This window comes from Streptomyces olivoverticillatus (assembly GCF_014203555.1).
GTDB lineage: Bacteria > Actinomycetota > Actinomycetes > Streptomycetales > Streptomycetaceae > Streptomyces > Streptomyces olivoverticillatus.
Genome location: NZ_JACHJH010000003.1, coordinates 115089 through 134000, shown reverse-complemented (window position 1 = coordinate 134000; position 18912 = coordinate 115089). Strand labels below are relative to the sequence as shown.

Sequence of the window (18912 nt, the reverse complement as noted above, 5' to 3'; positions counted from 1 at the left end):
CACAATGTCTTGGTGACCATGAAAGCCGAAGAAAGCGCGGCCCGCACCGCCGTTCGATTACCCTGGCCGGTTCCCGGCCCCCGGCTCCACCGAGCCGACTGTCGCCGGGGATTTCCGGGTACAGGCCAACCGGACGGGAGGTAGCAGCGTGACCGACTGCTTTGCTGACGAGGACGGCCTCACCAGGCCGGTCGGCGAGTCCGAAGCCGACGCGTTCGTACGCGGTATCTGTTTCAAGACCGGCCCGCCCCGGCTCCTCGGTGTCGAGCTGGAATGGCTCGTCCACGATCTGTACGACCCCACGCGCCCCGTCGCACCGGCCCGGCTGGCAGCCGCAGCCGACCGCATGCGTGAACTCCCGCTGCGTTCGGTGCTGACGGTGGAGCCCGGCGGCCAGCTGGAATTCAGCTCGCAGCCCGCGGAATCCCTCACCACCTGCGTCGAGGACGTCTCCGCCGATCTCTCCCTCGCCCGGACCGAGCTGCTCTCCCTGGGGCTCATCCTCGACGGCTACGGCAAAGAACCGTGGTTCCAGCCGTCCCGCGTCCTGACGGACGCCCGCTACAACGCGATGGAGATCTACTACGACCGCATCAACGGTGCCGGGCGCACGGTGATGTGCCGGACGGCATCGGTGCAGGTCTGCGTGGATGCGGGGCTGGAGGAGTCCGGGCCGCTGGGCCACCGCCACCGGTGGCGGCTGGCGCATCTGCTGGGCGCGGTGCTCTCCGCGGCCTTCGCCAACTCCCCCCTGCACATGGGCGTCCCCACCGGGTGGCGGTCCACCCGGCAGGCCTGCTACGCGCGGATGGACCCGGGCCGCACCCTGGCCCCGGCCGACGATCACGACCTGCGGGCGGCGTGGGCGGCGTACGTGCTGGATGCGCCGGTGATGTTCGTCCGGTCCGAGGAAGAGCCCTGGCCCGTGCAGCAGGGGCTCAGCCTGCGCCGGTGGGCGCAGACGGGGCGGCCGCGGCCGCTGACCGCCGGGGACGTGGCCTACCACATGACCACGCTCTTCCCGCCGATAAGGCCGCGCGGCCATCTGGAGCTGCGCATGATCGACGCGCAGCCGGGCGAGGACGGCTGGCTGGTGCCGCTCGCGGTGACCGCCGCGCTGTTCGACGACCCGGCGGCCGCGGAGGCCGCCTACCGCGCGGTCAAGCCGCTGGGCGACACCGCGGGCGGGCAGCCGCCGCGCAGCCCGCTGTGGCGCAGGGCGGCCCGGCACGGCCTGGCCGACCCGGAGCTGCACGCCGCGGCCCTCGCCTGCTTCGCCGCGGCCCGGGAGGCGCTGCCCCGCATGGGGGTCCCGCGCCGCGTCCTGGACGCCGTCGACGACTTCACCGGCCGCTACGTCGAGCGCGGCCGATGTCCCGCCGACGACCTGCTCGACCACATCACCGGCAAGGAGGGCCGCCCATGACCGCCCCAGGGGTGGACCCCGACACGTTGCGGGAGCGCGCCGTGGACGCCCTGCTCACCGCCCGCGAGCGCACCCGCATCCTCACCGACTGTGTGGACGAGCGCGAACTGGCCGCACAGCACTCGCCGTTGATGTCGCCGCTGGTGTGGGACCTGGCGCACATCGGCAACCAGGAAGAGCTGTGGCTGCTGCGCGCCGTCGCCGGACAGGAGGCGCTGCGGCCCGAGATCGACTCGGTGTACGACGCCTTCGAGCATCCGCGGGCCGAGCGGCCGTCGCTGCCGCTGCTGGGCCCGGACGAGGCGCGCAGCTATGCCGCGGACGTCCGCAAGCGGGCTCTGGACGTGCTGCACACGGCGCCGCTGTTCGGCGCCGGGCCGCTGGTCGAGGACGGCTTCGCCTTCGGCATGGTCGCCCAGCACGAACAGCAACACGACGAAACGATGCTCATCACGCACCAGCTGCGCTCGGGCCCGGCCGTGCTGACCGCGCCCGAGCCGCCGCCCGCGGTCCCGGACGCGGCCCTGCTCCCCGCCGAAGTGCTGGTGGAGGGCGGACCGTTCACCATGGGCACCTCCACCGAGCCGTGGGCCCTGGACAACGAGCGGCCGGCCCACCACCGCTTCGTGCCGTCCTTCTTCATCGACACCCTGCCGGTGAGCAACGGCTCCTACCTGCGCTTCATCGAGGACGGCGGCTACGAGGAGCCGCGCTGGTGGCACCCCGAGGGCTGGGCCCAGGTGCTCCGCCACGGCCTGCGCGCACCGCTGTTCTGGCGGCGCGAGGGCACCACCTGGATGCGGCGCCAATTCGGGGTGGTGGAGCCGGTGCCGCAGGCCGAGCCCGTCCTGCACGTCAGCTGGTACGAGGCCGAGGCGTACGCCGCGTGGGCGGGGCGGCGCCTGCCCACGGAGGCGGAGTGGGAGAAGGCCGCCCGCCACGACCCCGCCACCGGGCGCTCGCTGCGCTATCCCTGGGGCGATGCGGACCCCACGCCCGAGCACGCCAATCTCGGGCAGCGGCACCTGCGCCCGGCCCCCGTCGGCGCCTACCCGCGCGGCGCCTCGCCGCTGGGGGTGCGGCAGCTGATCGGCGACGTATGGGAGTGGACGTCCAGCGACTTCCTGCCCTACCCGGGGTTCAGGGCCTTCCCCTACCGCGAGTACTCCGAGGTCTTCTTCGGCACCTCCTACAAGGTGCTGCGCGGTGGATCGTTCGCCGTCGACCCGGTGGCCTGCCGGGGGACGTTCCGCAACTGGGACCTGCCGATCCGCCGGCAGATCTTCTCCGGCTTCCGCACGGCGCGCGATGCGGAGCCCGTCTGATGTGCCGGCACCTGGCAGTGGTGGGCCCGCCGGCCTCCATCGGCTCGGCCGTCGTGGACCCATCCCACTCGCTCTTCCGCCAGGCCTGGCAGCCGCGCCGGCAACAGCACGGCACGGTCAACGCGGACGGCTTCGGCGTCGGCTGGTACGCACCGGGCGACCCCCGGCCCGCCCGCTACCGGCGGACCGGGCCCATGTGGGCCGACCCCTCCTTCGCCGACCTCGCACGGGTGGTCCACACCGGTGCGCTGCTCGCCGCCGTCCGGGACGCCACCGTGCCCAGTGCCGACGGGGAGGCCGCCGCCGCCCCGTTCGCCGACGGCCCGTGGCTGTTCAGCCACAACGGCGCGGTCCCCGGCTACCCGGAGTCCGTGCTCCCCCTCGCCTCCCAGGTGCCGGCCGAGGAGCTGCTTCGGATGGAGGCGCGGTGCGACGCCGCGTTCCTCTGGGCGCTGCTGGCGCACCGGCTGCGCCGGGGCGAGCCGGTGGAGCAGACGCTGGCAGACACGGTGAAGGCCGCGGCCGACGCGGCCCCCGGCGCCCGGCTGAACCTGCTGCTGACCGACGGCGCACGCATCGCCGCCACCACCTGGGGCGACACCCTCTGGTACCTGACCGGGCCGGCCGGCCGGACGGCCGTGGCCTCCGAACCCTACGACGACGATCCGCACTGGACCGAGGTCCCCGACCACACCCTTCTCATCGCCGACCGCACCGACGTCACGCTCTCCCCGCTCAAGGAGCCCTGGCAGTGAGCCCGTTCGTCCTCACCCGTACCCTCCCCCTCGACGCGACCGCCGCGGCGCTGCGCGCGGACGTCACCGAAGGGCTGACCCGCTCGCCCAAGGAGCTCCCTCCGAAGTGGTTCTACGACGCGCGCGGCAGTGAACTCTTCGACGAGATCACCCTGTTGCCCGACTACTACCCGACACGCGCCGAGCGCGAGATCCTCATCTCCCGCTCGGCCGACATCGCCGACGCCACCGGCGCCCGCGCCCTGGTGGAGCTGGGTTCCGGCTCCTCCGACAAGACCCGCCACCTCATCCGCGAGCTGGGCTCGCTGGACACCTACGTACCGGTGGACGTCAGCGAGAGCGCCCTGCGGGGCGCCGCACAGACGCTGCTCTCCGAGCATCCGGAGCTGACGGTGCACGCCCTGGTCGCCGACTTCCAGTACGGGCTGTCCCTGCCGGACGTGCCGGGGCCGCGGCTGGTGGCCTTCCTCGGCGGCACGATCGGCAATCTGCTGCCCGCCGAGCGGGCCACGTTCCTCGCCGGCGTCCGCTCCGGGCTCGCCCCGGGCGACGCGCTGCTGCTGGGCACGGACCTGGTCAAGGACGAGAACGTGCTCGTACGGGCCTACGACGACCCGCAGGGCGTCACCGCCGCCTTCAACAAGAACGTGCTGTCCGTCATCAACCGCGAACTGGGCGCCGATTTCGACCCCGCCGACTTCGACCACGTGGCCGTGTGGGACAGGCGGCAGGAGTGGATCGAGATGCGGCTGCGGGCCCGTACGCCCGTGGTGGCGAAGGTCCCGGCCCTGGACCTCGCGGTGCACTTCGAGGCGGGCGAGGAGCTGCGCACCGAGGTCTCGGCGAAGTTCCGCCGCGAGGGCGTCCGGCAGGAGCTGGCGGCGGCGGGGCTGGAGCTGACCCACTGGTGGACCGACGAGCAGGGCCGCTTCGCCCTCTCCCTGTCCGTACCGACCGACAAGCCGGCGTGACGCCCGCCCCGGGCCGCCGCTTGCTTCGCGGCGGCCCGGGGCGGGCCCTGCCGGAGCCCCCCCATCGGCCCACCCGCCTCGCGCGGGGGCCGGGGGTGGGGCACGGTGGGGGCATGTCCCATCACACGTACCGGGTGACAGAGATCGTCGGCTCGTCGCACGACGGGCTGGACGATGCGATCCGCAACGGGATCGCCCGCGCCGCGCAGACGCTGCGGGAGCTCGACTGGTTCGAGGTCACCCAGATCCGCGGCCATCTCGAGGACGGCGCGATCGCTCACTTCCAGGTCGGCCTGAAGGTGGGCTTCCGGCTGGAGGACAGCGGCTGAGCCCCGCCTCTCACCCGGCCGCGTAGACGTCCTCCACATAGCGTCCGGCGTCGGTCAGCGCGCGCAGCCAGGCGTCGGCGGCCCGGGCGTCGCCGCCGGTGTGCCGGGCGTGCAGGTCGCGCAGCGCGGCCCGGACGCCGGGCGCCATCCGGCTGCCGTCGCCGCATACGTACACCCGGGCTCCGGCCTGGAGCAGCGACCAGACCTCGTCGCCCTCGGCGGCGATGCGGTGCTGGACGAACGGGCCGCCGCCCGCATCCGGCCGGGCGCTGAAGGCCGGGCGCAGGCGGACGGCTCCGACGTCCTCGGCGGCGCGCAGTTCGGCGGCGTGCAGGAAGTCCGCGTCCGGGTCGTCGCAGCCGAAGTAGAGCAGCGCCGGGCCGGTTGCGGTGCCGGTGGCCGCGAGGGCCGCGCGGTCGGCGACGGCGCCGCGGAAGGGGGCCAGACCCGTCCCCGCGGCGACCATGACGACCGGGGCCGGGTCGTCGGGTGCGATGCGGAAGGCCGCCCGGCACGGCTGGACGCGGGCGAGCACGGTGTCGCCGGGGCGCAGGCCCGCGAGGTATCCCGAGCCGGTGCCGCGGAACGTGCCGCGGCCGGAGCGGGCGGGGGCTTCGAGCACCGAGACCATGAGGTCGGCGTGGCGGGGGTCGCGGGCCGGTGAGGAGGAGATGGAGTAGTGCCGGGGCCGCATGGGCGGCAGCAGTTCCGGCAGGGCGGCCGTGCCGAGGGCGCCGCGCAGGGCGGGGTAGTCCTCGATCAGGTCGAGTACGGTGCGCGGGTCGCCGGCGTCGACGGCGCGCAGGGCGGCCTGTTCGGGCGGGCAGGGGTTGCGTTCGGCCAGGTGGGCGAGCATGCGCGGGGTGGGCCGGTGCTGCAGTTCGACGTGGTGGGTGAGCAGTTCGCGGACGGTCAGCGGCCGGTCGGCGGCGAGCGGGTCGCGGCCGGGGCGGTTGGGCCGCAGGGCGAGCACGGTGTCGGGGTCCACGCCGAAGAGGGCGGCGGCTCGGGCGGCGAGGGCCGGGTCGTTGGCGGGCAGGACGGTGAGGTGGTCGGCGGTGCGGTAGGAGGTGCCGTCGGGCAGGGCGAGGCGCAGGAAGCGCTTGGTGCGCGGGTGGGCGGGGTCGGTGAGTTCGTAGGCCTCGGTGACCGTCATGGGCAGCATGCCGTGCCGGGCGGCGAGCGCGTCGAGCGGGCCGCCGGTGATTTCGGTGACGGCGTAGTCGGGGCCGTCGGTCCGGGTGTCGTCCGGTGCGGTGCCCACGGTGTCCGGGTCGCCGTAGTGCTCCAGCAGTGACCGGGACAGGGCGCCGGTGAACCGTTCGATGGCGCCGCCCAGGTCGCCGGAGGCGTCGGCTTCGCCGCGCGGCAGCAGCCGGGTGCCGCCGAGGGCCGCGAGGCGTTCGTCGAGGAGGGTGGGGACGTGCTGGTAGGTGGCGGCCCAGTTGCGGTCGCCGACGCCGAGGACGGCGTAGTGCACTCCGGCGGCCGCCCCTTCACCGGCCTGCTCGGCCCACTGGACGAAGCGGGCCGCGTCGTCGGTCGGGCGGCCGTTGTAGGAGGCGGCGACGATCAGGACCGGGGTGTCGCCGGGCAGGGTTCCGGCACGGTCGTCGAGGGCCGCGACGTGCGGGGTGAAGCCGAGGCGGGCGGCGTGGTCCGCGAGTTCGCGGGCGGTGTCGCGGCAGGTGCCGTAGTTGGATCCGTGCAGCACGAGCAGGCCGGTGCCCTGGCGGGCCCGGGCGGGCAGTGCGGGCCCGGCGTCCGTCCGCTCGGGTATGGCCGTGGTCGCACCCGGCAGCGCGGTGCGGCCCGCGGTCCGGTCGGCCCCGGTGCGCCGGGCGAGGGTGAGCGTGAAGCCGTCGGGCTTGAGGGTGAGGGTCTCCTTGACCTTCAGCCGGTAGCCGGTGGTGTCGAGGAAGCGGTAGCGGTGGACGAGCAGGCCGAGCAGCATGGTCGCCTCGTGCAGCGCGAACTGCCGCCCGATGCAGGCCCGTTCGCCGGTGCCGAAGGGCTTGTACGCGTGTGCCGGGCGCGCCGCCTCCGCCTCGGGGGCGAAGCGTGCCGGGTCGAACAGCTCGGGGTTGTCGCCCCAGACGGGCTCGCGGTGCAGCATCGGCGTGAGGATGGCGACGCCTTCCCCGGCGCGCAGCGGGTAGCGGCCGCCCAGCAGGGTGTCCTCGCGGGCCTCGCGGCCGAAGGCCGCGGCCGTGGGCCACAGCCGCAGCGCCTCGGAGAGCACCTGGCGGATCCAGCGCAGCCGTCCGACGTCCTCGAAGGAGGGGTCGGGGTCGGCGGTGTCGCCCCAGAGTTCGTCCGTCTCCCGCTGGGCCAGGCGCAGGGCGACTGGGTCCTTGAGGAGGTAGTGGAGGGCGAAGGACAGGGCGCCGGAGGTGGTCTCGTGGCCGGCGATGAGGAAGGTGATGACCTGGTTGCGGATGTTGGCCGCGTCGAGGGTGGTGCCGTCGGCGGGGTGGGCGGCGCCGAGCATCAGGCCGAGGAGGTCGTCGGTGCGGGTGTCGCCGGAGGCGGTGCGGGCGCCCACCACCTCGTCCACCACTCCGGCGAGGAAGGCGGCGTCGGCGCGGAAGGCCTCGTCCTCGGCGGTGTGGTCGCCGTCGGGGTCGCGTCCGAGCTGATTCATGCTCCAGTCCAGGCAGCGCACCATGGCCTCGACGAAGGGGTGCCGGGCACCGCCGCGCGCGAACGACCCGAAGTCATAGCCGAAACCCGCGAGTCCGATGGTGTCGAGCGTCATCCGCGTCATGTCCTCGGCGACGTCGACGGGGGTGCCCTGGGCGAGGGCGGCGTCCCACGCTCCGACGAGGCGGCGGGCAGCCTCGAGCATCGCGGGGTGGTAGGCGCGCATCGAGCCGAGGGCGAAGGCGGGCATCAGGATGTCGTGCGCCTTGGCCCAGTTGGGCTCATGGTTGTAGGCGGTGAACAGGCCGTCGGCGGTGAATTCGCGGACGTTCTCCAGCGCCGGTCCGACGTGTTTGACGAAGCGCTCCTCGTCGCAGAGTTCGGTGACCAGGTCCAGGGAGGTGACGAAGAGCCGGTCGTTGCCGTGCAGCCGCCGGCGGAAGACCGGACCGTGCCTGCGGGCCAGGCGCATGGCCTGCTGCAGCGGGGTGTCGGTGGCTCCGACGGCGGAGATGTCGACGAGCGGAACGGCCGCGAGAGCGGCCCGGGTCGCGTGGGTCATGGCTCCACAGTGACCGCCCCAGGCCCGGCCGCCGGGAGGGATCACTGCATGATTGTGCAGTGGCCCGCGGCGTGTCGCTCTTGCGCCGGGGCCGGTGCGGCGATCCAAGGGGGACGGCAAATGGCGGACGACGAGGGCTACGTCGCCTGGCGCAATCACTTCCTGGTGCTGCTCGACCGCATTCCGACGCCGATCGCCGTGTGCCGGGCGGATGGTGAGATCACGGTGGCCAACCCGGCGATGGCCGCCGAGTGGGGCCTGGTCCCCGGGCAGGTGCGCGGCCGGAACCTGCTCGACCTCTTCCGGCCCAGCAGCAGCGCCTCCGCCCAGCTCGGCCGGCTCGCCGAGGCGCTGCGGCTGGGGCGCCGCTCCCGGTACACGATCGACGTGCGCTGGCTGCAGGGGGCCGCGGGCGCCGAGCGCGAGGGCGAGTTGCTGGTGGATCCGGTCGGCGATCCCGGGCCCGGCTACCCCATGCTGCTGGCGGTGCTGCGGGTGCGCGAGGGCGCGGTGGCGCCGCCGCGGCCGTCGGCGGAGGTCAGCGCGGTGGAGGGACGGATCCTCGCCCTGGTGGCGTCGGGGGCGACGACGGCGGCGGTCGGCAAGGCGGTCGGGCTGACCGTGGACGGTGTCAACTACCACTTGGCGCGGCTCACCCGGCGCTGGCGGGTGCCGAACCGGACGGCGCTGGTGGCCAAGGCATACGTGCTCGGGGTGCTCTCCCCGGGGCAGTGGCCGCCCGCGGCACCGGACGGCCGGGAGGCGGGCGGTCAGGTGGAACGGGGCGGGTGCCGCAACACGCAGTCGCCGCACAGCCCGCCCGAGGGCACCCGGTAGTACAGGCAGCAACTGCGGCGGCGGAACGAGGGGCCGTCCGCCGTGGCGGTGCCACCGAGTGTCCCCGTGTCGCGCAGCAGCGGGTCCTCGAACAGGTCCCGGGCGATGTCGAGCGCACGTTGCGCGTCCTGCGGCCGGCCGTGCGCCCGGCACCAGGTGCACAGCACGCGCAGCGAACCGGCGAGCGAGGAGCCGGCGTTGCCCCACAGCAGGCGGGGCGACACGGGGGTGACGGTGCGAAAGGTGTGGTGCAGGGCGGCGAGGCGGCCGTGCAGGACGGTCGCCGCGATCCGCCTCGCGGGGTCCGCGTCCGCCGGGAGCACCGCCGGGCCGGGCAGCCACAGGTCGTCGGGCGCGGTGCCGTCGGGGTGCCAGCGCAAGGCCTCGTCCGACAGGTCCGGGACGCGGCCGGTGAGAACGGCGGCGCCCAGGGCGATGGACAGCAGGCGTCCGGCGATGCCCTGGAAGGCGATGGACGCGGCCACGCGCATCTCCGCCGTCGCCAGCCGCTCGGCGACGGTCCGCGTGCGCAGCCGCACCGCCTCCTCGCCCAGCGGCAGGAACCGGCCCGGCCCGCCTTCGGGTGCGCCGCCGGTGTGCAGGCCGAAGAAGGGTCCTACGGCGGCGAGTTCGCTCAGGCACATGGGCCGGGCCGGTTCCTGTCGGTTCGTGGACGGTCCCGTGCGGACGGGTCTGCCAGGTTACGCGCGGTTGCGGCGCATCCGGGCGGCGACCACGGCCGTGGCGCCGGTGACCAGGAGAGCCGCCGCGCCGATGCCCGCGGGCAGGGCGCTGCCCATGCCGGTGGCGGCGAGGCTGCCGTCGGTGCTGCCGGTGCCGCCCGTGCTGCCGCCGTCACCGGAGGTGCCGCCGGTGTCCCCGCTCGCCGAGGCGGAGGCGGAGTCGCTGGGGTCGGCGGAGGCGGAGGCCGAAGCGGTCGCCGAGGCGGAGGCGGTGGACGACGCGGTGGACGACGCGGACGCGGAGGCGGAGGTGCTCGGGCGGGTGGTGGCCGTGCTGCCGGTGGTGGCGGTGTCGGCCACGCACTCGACGGTGGCGGCCTTGGCCTCGGCGGCGGAACCGTCGACCGTGGCGAGGGACTTGCCGGCGAGGGCCGGGATGACCTGGGCGGTGACGTCCAGGGTCTTGTCGTCGACCTCGGGCCCGGCGGAACCGACCGCCCCGCGGTCGTCGGCCTTGGCGCCGCAGCCCAGCTGGCGGCCGTGGAGCCAGGTGGTGCCGCGGTGCGCGGCGTCCTTGCGGTCGGCGGCGGTGAACGCCTGGACGGCCAGGGCCGTGGTGGTGGAGGCGGCCTTGCCGGAGGCGGTGTCGGGGACGCCGCCCTCGTGCTGCTGGGCGTGCTCCAGCCAGTCGAGTGCGGGCTTCGCATCGGCGTTCCGGCCCACGGCGAGCAGCGCCTGGGCGGCGATCGCGGTGGCGCCCGCGTCCGCCTTGCACTCCTCGGGCTTCCCCGGGAAGGCGAGCGGGAATCCGCCGTCGTGGCAGCGGGACTTGGCGATGAAGTCGGCCGCGGGGGCGGGCGACTCGCCGAGGCGCTTGAGCGCAAGGACGGCGAGGGACTGGCTGAACTGGTCGGAGCGGTCCTCCTTCGCCTTGTCGGTGAAGCGGCCGTCCGTCTGGAGCCGGTCCTTCAGGGTCTTGACCAGGTCGTGCCCGCCGAAGGTCTTCGCGTCACGGTGCTCGGCCGCGGCGACGAGGGCCAGTTTGGCGGTGTTGCCGGCCAGGACGTCCCCGGCCGTGCCGCCGGTGACGAAGGTGTCGGAGTGCTGGGCGAGCCGGTCCGTCGCGCTCTTGGCGGCCTCGCCGCCGGTGCCGGAGGCCGCGAGGCCCAGCACGAGGTCGGCGGTCAGCCCGTCGTCGGCGGCGTGCTTGCCGTCGGCGAGCCGGGAGGCGGCCCAGGCGGCGGCCGCCCGGGCGGGGGACTTGAGCACCTGGGGGGCCTGCGGCGCGGGTGCCGCCGCGGCGGTCCCGGCCGGCAGCAGGAGCGCCGCCCCGAGCAGCGCCGCGGGCACGGCGGCGACCGCTCTCGGGCCTATGGGCAGTGACATACGGGTCTCTCCTTGGGCGTTCAGTGGTCCGGGACGGGGGTGCGGGTGATGCGCCCTCCAGGGCGGACGGGCGGAGACGGCCGAGGGGCCGTGGCCGGTCCGGGCATCACGCCGCCGCGACGGCAGTTCTGGAGGCGGCAATTCCGGTACCGGGGAAGGCGCTCCCCGAGGTCGGGATCGCGGCTGACGCGCGCTTCGGACCGGCCATCGAGATGCCTTCGCCTTTCATCTTCCGGACGGGCCGGCACCGTGGCCCTCCACCGGAGGGGCCAGGGGCTCAGGGCTCAGAAATCGAACGGATCGTCGCATACTGTACGCGCACGGCGGCTTGAACACCACGCCCACCATCCGACGCATCCTTGACTACCCGTACCGCCCAGGCGAGCCTCGGCGCTGACAACGATGTCGGGGCCGACGAGGGGCGTGGAGACATGAGACGGAGACGGACCGGACACCCGCTGCCGCGCCGTGCCGGTGTGACGGCGCTCGCCCTCGCGGCGATGCTGGGCGCCACCGCGCTCGTACCGCCGAAGCCGGCCGCCGCCCGGGAAGAGAGCCTGACCGGGCTGGTCAACCCCTTCATCGGCACCCAGAACGAGGGCAACACCTTCCCCGGTGCGGCCGTGCCCTTCGGCATGGTGCAGCTCTCCCCCGACACCGGGCACAACACCGGCTACGACTACAAGGACGGCCACATCCGGGGCTTCAGCACCATCCACCTCTCCGGTGTCGGCTGCCGCATCGGCGGCGACCTGCCGGTGCTGCCCACCACGGGCGACGTGGCGCAGACCGACAACGCCCGTTACGCCGCCGCGTTCAGCCACCGCGACGAGAGCGCCCGGCCCGGCTACTACCGGGTCAGGATGTCGTCGTACGGCGGGATCACCGCCGAGCTGACCGCGACGGCGCACACCGGCCGCCAGCGCTACACCTTCCCGGCCACCCAGAAAGCCAACGTCCTGTTCAACACCGGGCAGTCGCTGCACAAGACGGTCTCGACCAAGGCCGAGATCGTCGACAACCGCACCGTGCGCACCACCATCACCGGCCGGGGCTTCTGCCAGGACACCCGCCCGTACACCGTGTACACCCTCACCCGCTTCGACCGCCCCTTCGCCGCCTACGGCACCTGGAACGGCGACCGGGTGACCGCCGGGACCCGGGCCTCCTCCTCCGCCGCCCGCAACGGCGCCTGGGTGCGCTTCGACACCACCCGCGACCGGGCCGTCGAGGCGACCACCGCCGTCAGCTACGTGGACGCGGCAGGGGCCGAGCACAACCTCCGTGCCGAGGAGCGCGGCTTCGACCGTACGGCCGCGGCCGCGCAGGAGGCGTGGGAGCGGCGGCTGCGGGACGTGGCGGTGCAGGGCGGGAGCCGGACGCTGCGGCGCACCTTCTACTCGTCGCTGTACCGGTCCTTCCTCGCCCCCAACGTCGGCAGCGACGTCGACGGCCGCTACACCGGCTGGGACCAGCGCATCCACCGCGCCGAGGGCTTCACCTACTACCAGAACTGGTCGCTGTGGGACACCTACCGCACCCAGGCGCAGCTGCTGTCCCTGCTCGCGCCGCGCGAGGCGCGGGACATGGCGCTGTCGGTGCTGCGGATCGACGCGGAGGGCGGCTGGCTGCCCAAGTGGGGCTACGGCACGGTCGAGACGAACATCATGACCGGCGACCCGGTCACGCCCTACCTCACCAACGCCTTCCAGCACGGGCTCCTCAAGGGTCACGAGGAGGAGGCCTACCGCATCCTGAAGAAGAACGCCGACGGCGTCCCGCCCGCCGACTCCCCCGCGGTGGGCCGCGAGGGCAACGTCGCCTACGCGCGCGATGGCTGGGTGCCGTACGACCCCGACCGGCCCAAGCGCAAGCCCGGCGACTCCGACCTGCAGGAAGGCGCCTCGGCCACCTTGGAGTACGCGCTGGCGGACGGCGCCCTCGCCACGATGGCGCACGCCCTGGGCCACCGCGCGGACGCCGACCGCTACGCCGCCCGCTCGCGCAACTACCGCAAGCTCTACGACCCTTCCACCGGCTTCTTCCGGCCACGCGACGCGAGCGGCGCCTTCACCGGCTCCGCCGACCCCGCCCGGAGCCCCGGCTTCCACGAGGGCACGGCCTGGCAGTACCAGTGGCTGGTGCCGCAGGACCTGCCCGGCCTGGTGCGGCTGCTCGGCGGCCGGGAGGCGGCCAACCGGCGGCTGGACTCCTTCTTCGCCTACGACCGGCTGCTGCGGGACCCCGAGCGGACGGCGCGCGAGGTGTGGGTGAACGGCCCGTACGACTACTACAACGCCGACAAGTACAACCCGCAGAACGAGCCCGACCTCATCGCGCCGTACACCTACCTCTCCACCGGCCGTCCGTGGCAGACGACGGACGTCGTGCACGCCGCGCTCACCCTCTTCACCGACACCCCGACCGGGATGACCGGCAACGACGACCTGGGGACGATGTCGGCGTGGATGGTGCTGTCGGCCATCGGCGTCTACCCGGTGCAGCCGGGCACGGACGTGTGGGGGCTGACCACCCCGGTCTTCGACCGCGTCGAGCTGCGCCTGGACCGCCGGTGGTACCCCCGCGGGCGCTTCACCGTGAGCGCCCCGGGCACCTCGGACACCGAGCGCTACGTCCAGACGGTGCGGCTGGACGACAGGCCGTACGACCAGACGTATCTGACGACGGAGGCGATCCGCCGCGGCGAGCGGCTGGACTTCGGCGTCGGCCGGGAGCCGTCCGGCTGGGGCACCGGCTCCCGGGCCGGGGCGCCCGCCATCGGCTGATACCCCGGCGCGGCGCGGGGCGGCGCCTTCCGTCGCCGTCCCCGCTCGGCCATGATGACCGCGATCCGTCGTCAGTGCCGACGAGAGGACAGAGCATGGCCGGGCTCCGGGTGGGTCAGGGCGTACTGCGCCGCAAGCCGATCGAGACGATCGAGGAGGCGGAGGAGACCGAAGCGCACGGTGAGCACCTCACCCGCACCCTGGGGCTGTGGCAGCTCACCGCGATCGGCGTCGGCGGCATCATCGGCGCGGGCATCTTCAGCCTCGCGGGCACCATCGCCAACGGCGTGGCGGGCCCCGCCGTGCTGGTCTCCTTCCTCATCGCAGGCGTCGCGAGCGCGGCGGCCGCCTTCTCCTACGCGGAGTTCGCGGGCCTGATCCCGCGCGCCGGATCGGCCTACACCTACGGCTATGCGGTGCTCGGCGAGATCGGCGGCTGGTTCATCGGCTGGGACCTGCTGCTGGAGTACACGGCGATCGTCGCGGTGGTGGCCATCGGCATCTCCGGCTACATCAACTTCCTGCTCGGGGAGCTCGACGCGGAGCTGCCGAAGTGGATGCTGGGCGCGCCGGGGACGGGTGCCGGGCACCACTTCGACCTGTTCGCGGCGGTGCTCTGCCTGCTGATCGCCTATCTGCTCACCATGGGCATCAAGAACGCCGCCCGGTTCGAGACCATCGTCGTGGGCCTCAAGATCCTCGTGGTCCTCCTGGTGGTCGCCATCGGCTTCTTCCACATCAAGAGCAGCAACTACACCCCGTTCTTCCCGTTCGGCATCAGCGGGGCGTTCACCGGCGCCGCCACGGTCTTCTTCGCCGTCTTCGGCTACGACGCCATGTCGACGGCGGCCGAGGAGTCCAAGGACGCCCAGCGCCACATGCCGAAGGCGATCCTCTACTCGCTGGCCATCTCGATGGTGCTGTACGTGCTGGCGTGCCTGGTGCTCACCGGCATGCAGAACTACAAGCACATCGACCCGAAGAGCGGTTTCTCCACGGCGTTCAAGTCGGTGGGGCTGGGCGGTGTCGCCGACGTCATCGCGGTGGGGGCCATCATCGGCATCATGACGGTGATGTTCACCTTCATGCTCGGCGTCACCCGGGTGTGGTTCGCGATGAGCCGGGACGGGCTGCTGCCCAAGTGGTTCGCCCACACCCATCCGACCCGGCACGTGCCGACGCGGGTGACGTGGATCGTGGGCATCGCCTCGGCGGCGATCGCGGGCCTCGTCCCGATCGGCGAGGCGGCCGAGCTCACCAACATCGGCATCCTGCTGGCCTTCGCGGTGGTGTGCACGGCGGTCATCGTGCTGCGCTACAAGCGGCCGGACCTGCCGCGCTCCTTCCGCTGCCCGGGGGTGCCGGTGGTGCCGGGCATCGGCGTCCTGGCGTCGATCTGGCTGATCACCTATCTGGCGTGGCAGACGTGGGTGCGGTTCGCGGTGTGGTTCGTGATCGGGCTGGCGGTGTACTTCTGCTACTCCTACAAGCACTCCGAGCTGGCCCACGCCGATGCCCGGGGGATCCCGCGGGGCTAGAGGGCGTCAGCCGGCGAACCGCGGCACCACCAGACCGGACTCGTACGCGATCACCACCGCGTGGGTCCGGTTCTGTGCGCCGAGCTTGGTCAGCACGTTCCCGACGTGCGTCTTCACCGTCTCCAGGCTCACCGTGAACGTCTCCGCGATCTCCGGGTTGGACAGGCCGGTGGCCATCAGACGCAGCACCTCCTCCTCCCGCCCCGTCAGCGCCGCCGTCGGCAACGCCTCGGCGGAGTCCAGCGGGCGGGCGGCGACCATCCGGCGCAGCGCCGCCGGGAAGAGGATCGCCTCCCCCTCCGCCACCACCCGCACCGCCTCCGCGATCCGCCGGACCGGCAGCCGCTTGAGCACGAACCCACTGGCTCCCGCGCCGAGCGCGGCGGTGACGTAGTCGTCGTTCTCGAAGGTGGTGATCACCACGACCTTCGGCGGTTCGGCCGACTCGGCGAGCAGCTGCCGGGTGGCCTCGATCCCGTTGCGACGCGGCATGCGCACATCCATCAGGACCACGTCCGGCCTGAGCCGCCGCGCCTGTTCGACCGCCTCGATGCCATCGGCGGCCTCCCCGACCACCGCGATCCCCGGCTGTGCCGCGAGCAGCGTGCGCAAACCGCTGCGGGTCACCTCGTCGTCGTCCGCGATCAGGAGTGTGACGGGGGTGCCGGCGGGGCTGACGCCGGTCGCCATCACAGCCGCGCTCGTGTCAGAGCCGATCATGCCGACAACCGTACCGGCAGCCGGACCGCCAACCGCCAGTGCCGCGGCCCGTCCGGACCGGCCTCCATCTCACCGTGCAGCAACCGCACCCGCTCGGCCAGCCCTGGCAGGCCGTGCCCGGACGTCGGGAAGGCACCCCGGCCCGTACCCGCGCCCGTACCCGCGCTCGTCCCCGCCCCGGTCCGGTTGACCACACCGATCTCCAGCCCGTCCGGCGCGGCCGCCACGCGGACCTCGATCGGACCGCCCGCCCCGTGCCGCAACGCGTTCGTCAGCCCCTCCTGCAGGATCCGGTACGCCGCCCGGGAGAGCGAGCCCTGCACCTGCGTCAGCTCTCCCGACAGCTCCTGCTCCACCACCGCGCCCGCGTGCCGCACCCGGTCCAGCAGCTCGGGCAGGTCGGCCAGGGTCCGGGTGGGCGCCGTCTCGGCCTTCTCCGCCTCCTGCTCGCGCAGCACGCCCAGCACGTAGTCCAGGTCCTCCAGCGCTGCCCGGGACGACTCCTCGATGCTGCGCAGGGTGGCCCGCGCCGCCACCGGGTCGGCGGAGAGCACCTCGCCCGCCACCGCCGCCTGGATCGTGGTCGCCGTCAGGGTGTGACCGATCGAGTCGTGCAACTCGTGGGCCAGCCGGTTGCGTTCGGCCAGCGCCAGCTCCCGCTCGGCCGCCAGCGCGAGCCGCTCGGCCGGCGACGGGCCCAGCAGCCGTGGCGCCGACCACCGCAGAGCGGTCGTCACCACCGCGCACACCGTCGCCGCCGACAGCAGGCAGCCGAACGCGGCCGCCCAGCTGCCCCAGCCGTCCTTCACCCGCACCGTCCAGCCGAACAGACTCAGCCCCGCCTCGGCACCGAGCGGGAGGGTCAGGGCCGCGAGGAGCAGCACACCGCTCACCAGCGCCCCCGCCCACCCCAGCGCCACGTGCAGCAGCAGCCAGAGAGGGGTCCCCCAACGGCCGGTGCCCGCAGGCCCGCAGGCGGCCACGGGATCCGGCAACGGCACCCCCAGCATCCGAGGGGCGCACACGATCAGCACCCGCCGCGTGGTGCGGGCCAGCCCGACCACGCCGATCAGCACGGCCCAGACCAGCAGGGTCAAAACGATCTGCACTTCATAGGCGGCGGACGGCCACGCCAGCGCCGGCAGAGCCGCGAAAGGCAGCAGCAGAAGGCTCGCCAGTGCACCGCAACAGGCGAACAGCGCACCCGAATACGAGGAGCAGCGCAGCAGCGGCCGGATTGTCTTGATCATAATCGGCCAGTATGGCCGGGCCGCCCGCCTGTGCCCTCCCCCGATCGGGGGAGCGATTTCTCCCGCCTTCCCGCGATGCGCACCCGGGGCCCCGGAAATCACCATCGTGTCCGGCCGGTTGACCGACCTGCTGCCTCTCCCCAGTAAGGACGAGCGTCATCGTGCGCGACAGGCGAATCGCACCTCTTCTGACCGCCGGCATCGCGGCGGTGGTCTCCCTCTCGACCCTGACCCCCGCAACGGCCGTCGCCGCGTCCGGGCCGTCTGCCACCGAAGACCCCCTGCGGCAGTACACGCAGCAGCAGCTCACGTGGCAGCGCTGCGAAGCGAACGGCCCCGACGCCTTTCAGTGCGCGACGGTCAAGGTGCCGCTGGACTACAACGATCCCGACGGTAAGAAGACCGACATCGCGATATCCCGGCTGAAGGCGAGCAGTGCGAAGGAACGTCGCGGCGTTCTGCTGCTCAACCCCGGCGGTCCCGGCGGGCCGGGTCTGAATTTGCCCGTCGACCCGATACTGAAGTTTTCCGCGGAAGTGAAACGGCAGTACGACCTCGTCGGGTTCGACGTGAGAGGTGCCGGGCAGAGCTCTCCCGTCAGCTGCGGTCTGACCGCCGAGGAACAGGCCGACCACCCGTACAAGGCCGAGACCTTCGCGAAGGACGTGGAGCGGGCACGTACGTTCGCCGAGAAGTGCCAGGCCAAGGCCGGAGACAAGCTGCCGCACCTCACCACCCGGAACAACGCCCGCGACATGGACGTCATCCGTGCCGCGCTGGGCGAGAAGAAGATCTCCTACGTGGGGATCTCCTACGGCACCTACCTCGGCGCCGTCTACCTGCAGATGTTCCCCGAGCGGGCCGACCGGTTCGTACTGGACAGCGCGACCGACCCCACGCGGATCTACCGGGGAATGTTCCAGGACATGGCGAAGCGCGCCGAACAGGCTTTCACCCGATGGACCGAATGGGCCGCCCGGCGACACACGACGTACGGACTGGGCGACACCCCGGACAAGGTCCGCAAGGCCTTCTGGGATCTGATCGCGCAGGCGAACCTCAAGCCCATCCGTTTCGAGGGGCAGACCCTCACCGGTGACGACATCCACGCCGACAACCGCACGTTCTTCCACGTCCGGAAGGCCGCCGAACGGATCGCCGGACTCAAGAACGCGGCCGGGCTCAAGAACGCGGCCGAGGGCAGGAACCCGGCCCCGTCCGGCGCGCCCGGTCAGGCCCAGGAGCCCGACGACAACTACGCCTCCATCGCCTGGTCCGTCATGTGTGCCGACACCCGCACCTGGTCGCACGACCCCGAGCAGTACCGCCGCGAAGCGATCCGCGACACGACCCGGTATCCGCTGTACGGCGACTTCGCGTCCACCATCACGCCGTGTGCCTTCTGGAAGCAGGGCAGTGAGCCGCAGACCGCGATCGACAACAAGGTCGGTGCACTGATCGTGCAGAACGAGTGGGACTCCCAGACGCCCCTCTTCGCCGCCCAGGCCATGCACCGGGCCCTGCGCGGCTCCCGGATGCTCACCGTCGTCGGCGGGGAGGGCCACGGTGTCCTCGGTGCCGACACCGACTCCTGCGCAGACAAGAACGCCACGGCCTACCTGACCACGGGCAGGCTCCCGGCCGAGGACCTGACCTGTCAGGCGCCGGCCGGACAGTAGGCCTCGCCCCCGGCGGCGGATT

General features: G+C 73.2%; 14 protein-coding genes. 9 read left to right on the top strand and 5 right to left on the bottom strand.

Features of this window, described 5'->3' with window-relative positions; translation table 11 throughout:
- Window positions 1-148: 148 nt before the first annotated feature.
- From egtA to FHS39_RS11060, 5 genes are all read left to right on the top strand, one after another.
- A complete protein-coding gene (gene egtA, locus FHS39_RS11080; RefSeq protein WP_184349074.1) occupies window positions 149-1426 on the top strand; it encodes an ergothioneine biosynthesis glutamate--cysteine ligase EgtA in 1278 nt (425 codons plus the stop codon).
- Window positions 1423-2751, top strand: coding sequence for an ergothioneine biosynthesis protein EgtB (gene egtB, locus FHS39_RS11075; protein WP_184349072.1), 1329 nt, complete (start codon window positions 1423-1425; stop codon window positions 2749-2751). Before egtA ends, egtB begins: the two co-directional genes overlap by 4 nt.
- Window positions 2751-3506 carry an ergothioneine biosynthesis protein EgtC gene (egtC, locus tag FHS39_RS11070; protein WP_184349070.1) on the top strand — a complete coding sequence of 252 codons (756 nt, stop codon included), beginning with the start codon at window positions 2751-2753 and terminating at the stop codon, window positions 3504-3506. The genes egtB and egtC overlap by 1 nt, the downstream gene beginning before the upstream one ends.
- Window positions 3503-4477 carry an L-histidine N(alpha)-methyltransferase gene (egtD, locus tag FHS39_RS11065; protein ID WP_184349068.1) on the top strand — a complete coding sequence of 325 codons (975 nt, stop codon included), beginning with the start codon at window positions 3503-3505 and terminating at the stop codon, window positions 4475-4477. The genes egtC and egtD overlap by 4 nt, the downstream gene beginning before the upstream one ends.
- 113 nt (window positions 4478-4590) lie before the next feature.
- Entirely contained in the window at window positions 4591-4806 is a 216-nt protein-coding gene (locus FHS39_RS11060; protein ID WP_184349066.1) for a dodecin, read from the top strand.
- 10 nt (window positions 4807-4816) lie between these two features.
- On the opposite strand, the gene FHS39_RS11055 is transcribed toward FHS39_RS11060, so the two are convergent.
- Window positions 4817-8011 (bottom strand): bifunctional cytochrome P450/NADPH--P450 reductase, encoded by a 3195-nt coding sequence (locus FHS39_RS11055; protein WP_184349064.1) that lies wholly within the window; start codon window positions 8009-8011, stop codon window positions 4817-4819.
- A 120-nt stretch (window positions 8012-8131) separates the two neighbouring features.
- Here FHS39_RS11055 and FHS39_RS11050 point away from each other — a divergent pair, with 120 nt between their 5' ends.
- Window positions 8132-8848: a PAS domain-containing protein gene (locus FHS39_RS11050; RefSeq protein ID WP_184349055.1), complete on the top strand. Its 717-nt coding sequence runs from the start codon at window positions 8132-8134 to the stop codon at window positions 8846-8848.
- Here the strand turns inward: FHS39_RS11050 and FHS39_RS11045 are convergent.
- Both FHS39_RS11045 and FHS39_RS11040 read right to left on the bottom strand, forming a co-directional pair.
- Window positions 8782-9492, bottom strand: a complete 711-nt coding sequence (locus FHS39_RS11045) for a (2Fe-2S)-binding protein (protein WP_184349053.1) — start codon at window positions 9490-9492, stop codon at window positions 8782-8784. The two genes, FHS39_RS11050 and FHS39_RS11045, sit on opposite strands and share 67 nt — an antisense overlap.
- A gap of 57 nt (window positions 9493-9549) precedes the next feature.
- Entirely contained in the window at window positions 9550-10917 is a 1368-nt protein-coding gene (locus tag FHS39_RS11040) for a prenyltransferase/squalene oxidase repeat-containing protein (protein ID WP_184349051.1), read from the bottom strand.
- Between the two features lie 431 nt (window positions 10918-11348).
- On the opposite strand from FHS39_RS11040, the gene FHS39_RS11035 reads away from it, so the two are divergent.
- Window positions 11349-13703 carry a GH92 family glycosyl hydrolase gene (locus tag FHS39_RS11035; RefSeq protein WP_184349048.1) on the top strand — a complete coding sequence of 785 codons (2355 nt, stop codon included), beginning with the start codon at window positions 11349-11351 and terminating at the stop codon, window positions 13701-13703.
- A gap of 95 nt (window positions 13704-13798) precedes the next feature.
- A complete protein-coding gene (locus FHS39_RS11030; RefSeq protein ID WP_184349046.1) occupies window positions 13799-15241 on the top strand; it encodes an amino acid permease in 1443 nt (480 codons plus the stop codon).
- Window positions 15242-15247: 6 nt separating this feature from the next.
- Here the strand turns inward: FHS39_RS11030 and FHS39_RS11025 are convergent, their stop codons facing one another.
- Both FHS39_RS11025 and FHS39_RS11020 read right to left on the bottom strand, forming a co-directional pair.
- A complete protein-coding gene (locus tag FHS39_RS11025) occupies window positions 15248-15961 on the bottom strand; it encodes a response regulator transcription factor (RefSeq protein WP_246470135.1) in 714 nt (237 codons plus the stop codon).
- A complete protein-coding gene (locus tag FHS39_RS11020; RefSeq protein WP_184349044.1) occupies window positions 15958-17211 on the bottom strand; it encodes a sensor histidine kinase in 1254 nt (417 codons plus the stop codon). Before FHS39_RS11020 ends, FHS39_RS11025 begins: the two co-directional genes overlap by 4 nt.
- Before the next feature lie 161 nt (window positions 17212-17372).
- On the opposite strand from FHS39_RS11020, the gene FHS39_RS11015 reads away from it, so the two are divergent.
- Window positions 17373-18890 carry an alpha/beta fold hydrolase gene (locus tag FHS39_RS11015; protein WP_184349042.1) on the top strand — a complete coding sequence of 506 codons (1518 nt, stop codon included), beginning with the start codon at window positions 17373-17375 and terminating at the stop codon, window positions 18888-18890.
- The last annotated feature ends 22 nt before the right edge of the window (window positions 18891-18912 follow it).

Bases quoted from the DNA above. Each gene is read 5' to 3' on its own strand.
- egtB (WP_184349072.1), top strand. From the start codon at position 1,423: ATGACCGCCCCAGGGGTGGACCCCGACACGTTGCGGGAGCGCGCCGTG.
- egtC (WP_184349070.1), top strand. From the start codon at position 2,751: ATGTGCCGGCACCTGGCAGTGGTGGGCCCGCCGGCCTCCATCGGCTCG.
- FHS39_RS11060 (WP_184349066.1), top strand. From the start codon at position 4,591: ATGTCCCATCACACGTACCGGGTGACAGAGATCGTCGGCTCGTCGCAC.
- FHS39_RS11055 (WP_184349064.1), bottom strand. From the start codon at position 8,011: ATGACCCACGCGACCCGGGCCGCTCTCGCGGCCGTTCCGCTCGTCGAC.
- FHS39_RS11050 (WP_184349055.1), top strand. From the start codon at position 8,132: ATGGCGGACGACGAGGGCTACGTCGCCTGGCGCAATCACTTCCTGGTG.
- FHS39_RS11045 (WP_184349053.1), bottom strand. From the start codon at position 9,492: ATGTGCCTGAGCGAACTCGCCGCCGTAGGACCCTTCTTCGGCCTGCAC.
- FHS39_RS11040 (WP_184349051.1), bottom strand. From the start codon at position 10,917: ATGTCACTGCCCATAGGCCCGAGAGCGGTCGCCGCCGTGCCCGCGGCG.
- FHS39_RS11035 (WP_184349048.1), top strand. From the start codon at position 11,349: ATGAGACGGAGACGGACCGGACACCCGCTGCCGCGCCGTGCCGGTGTG.
- FHS39_RS11030 (WP_184349046.1), top strand. From the start codon at position 13,799: ATGGCCGGGCTCCGGGTGGGTCAGGGCGTACTGCGCCGCAAGCCGATC.
- FHS39_RS11025 (WP_246470135.1), bottom strand. From the start codon at position 15,961: ATGATCGGCTCTGACACGAGCGCGGCTGTGATGGCGACCGGCGTCAGC.
- FHS39_RS11020 (WP_184349044.1), bottom strand. From the start codon at position 17,211: ATGATCAAGACAATCCGGCCGCTGCTGCGCTGCTCCTCGTATTCGGGT.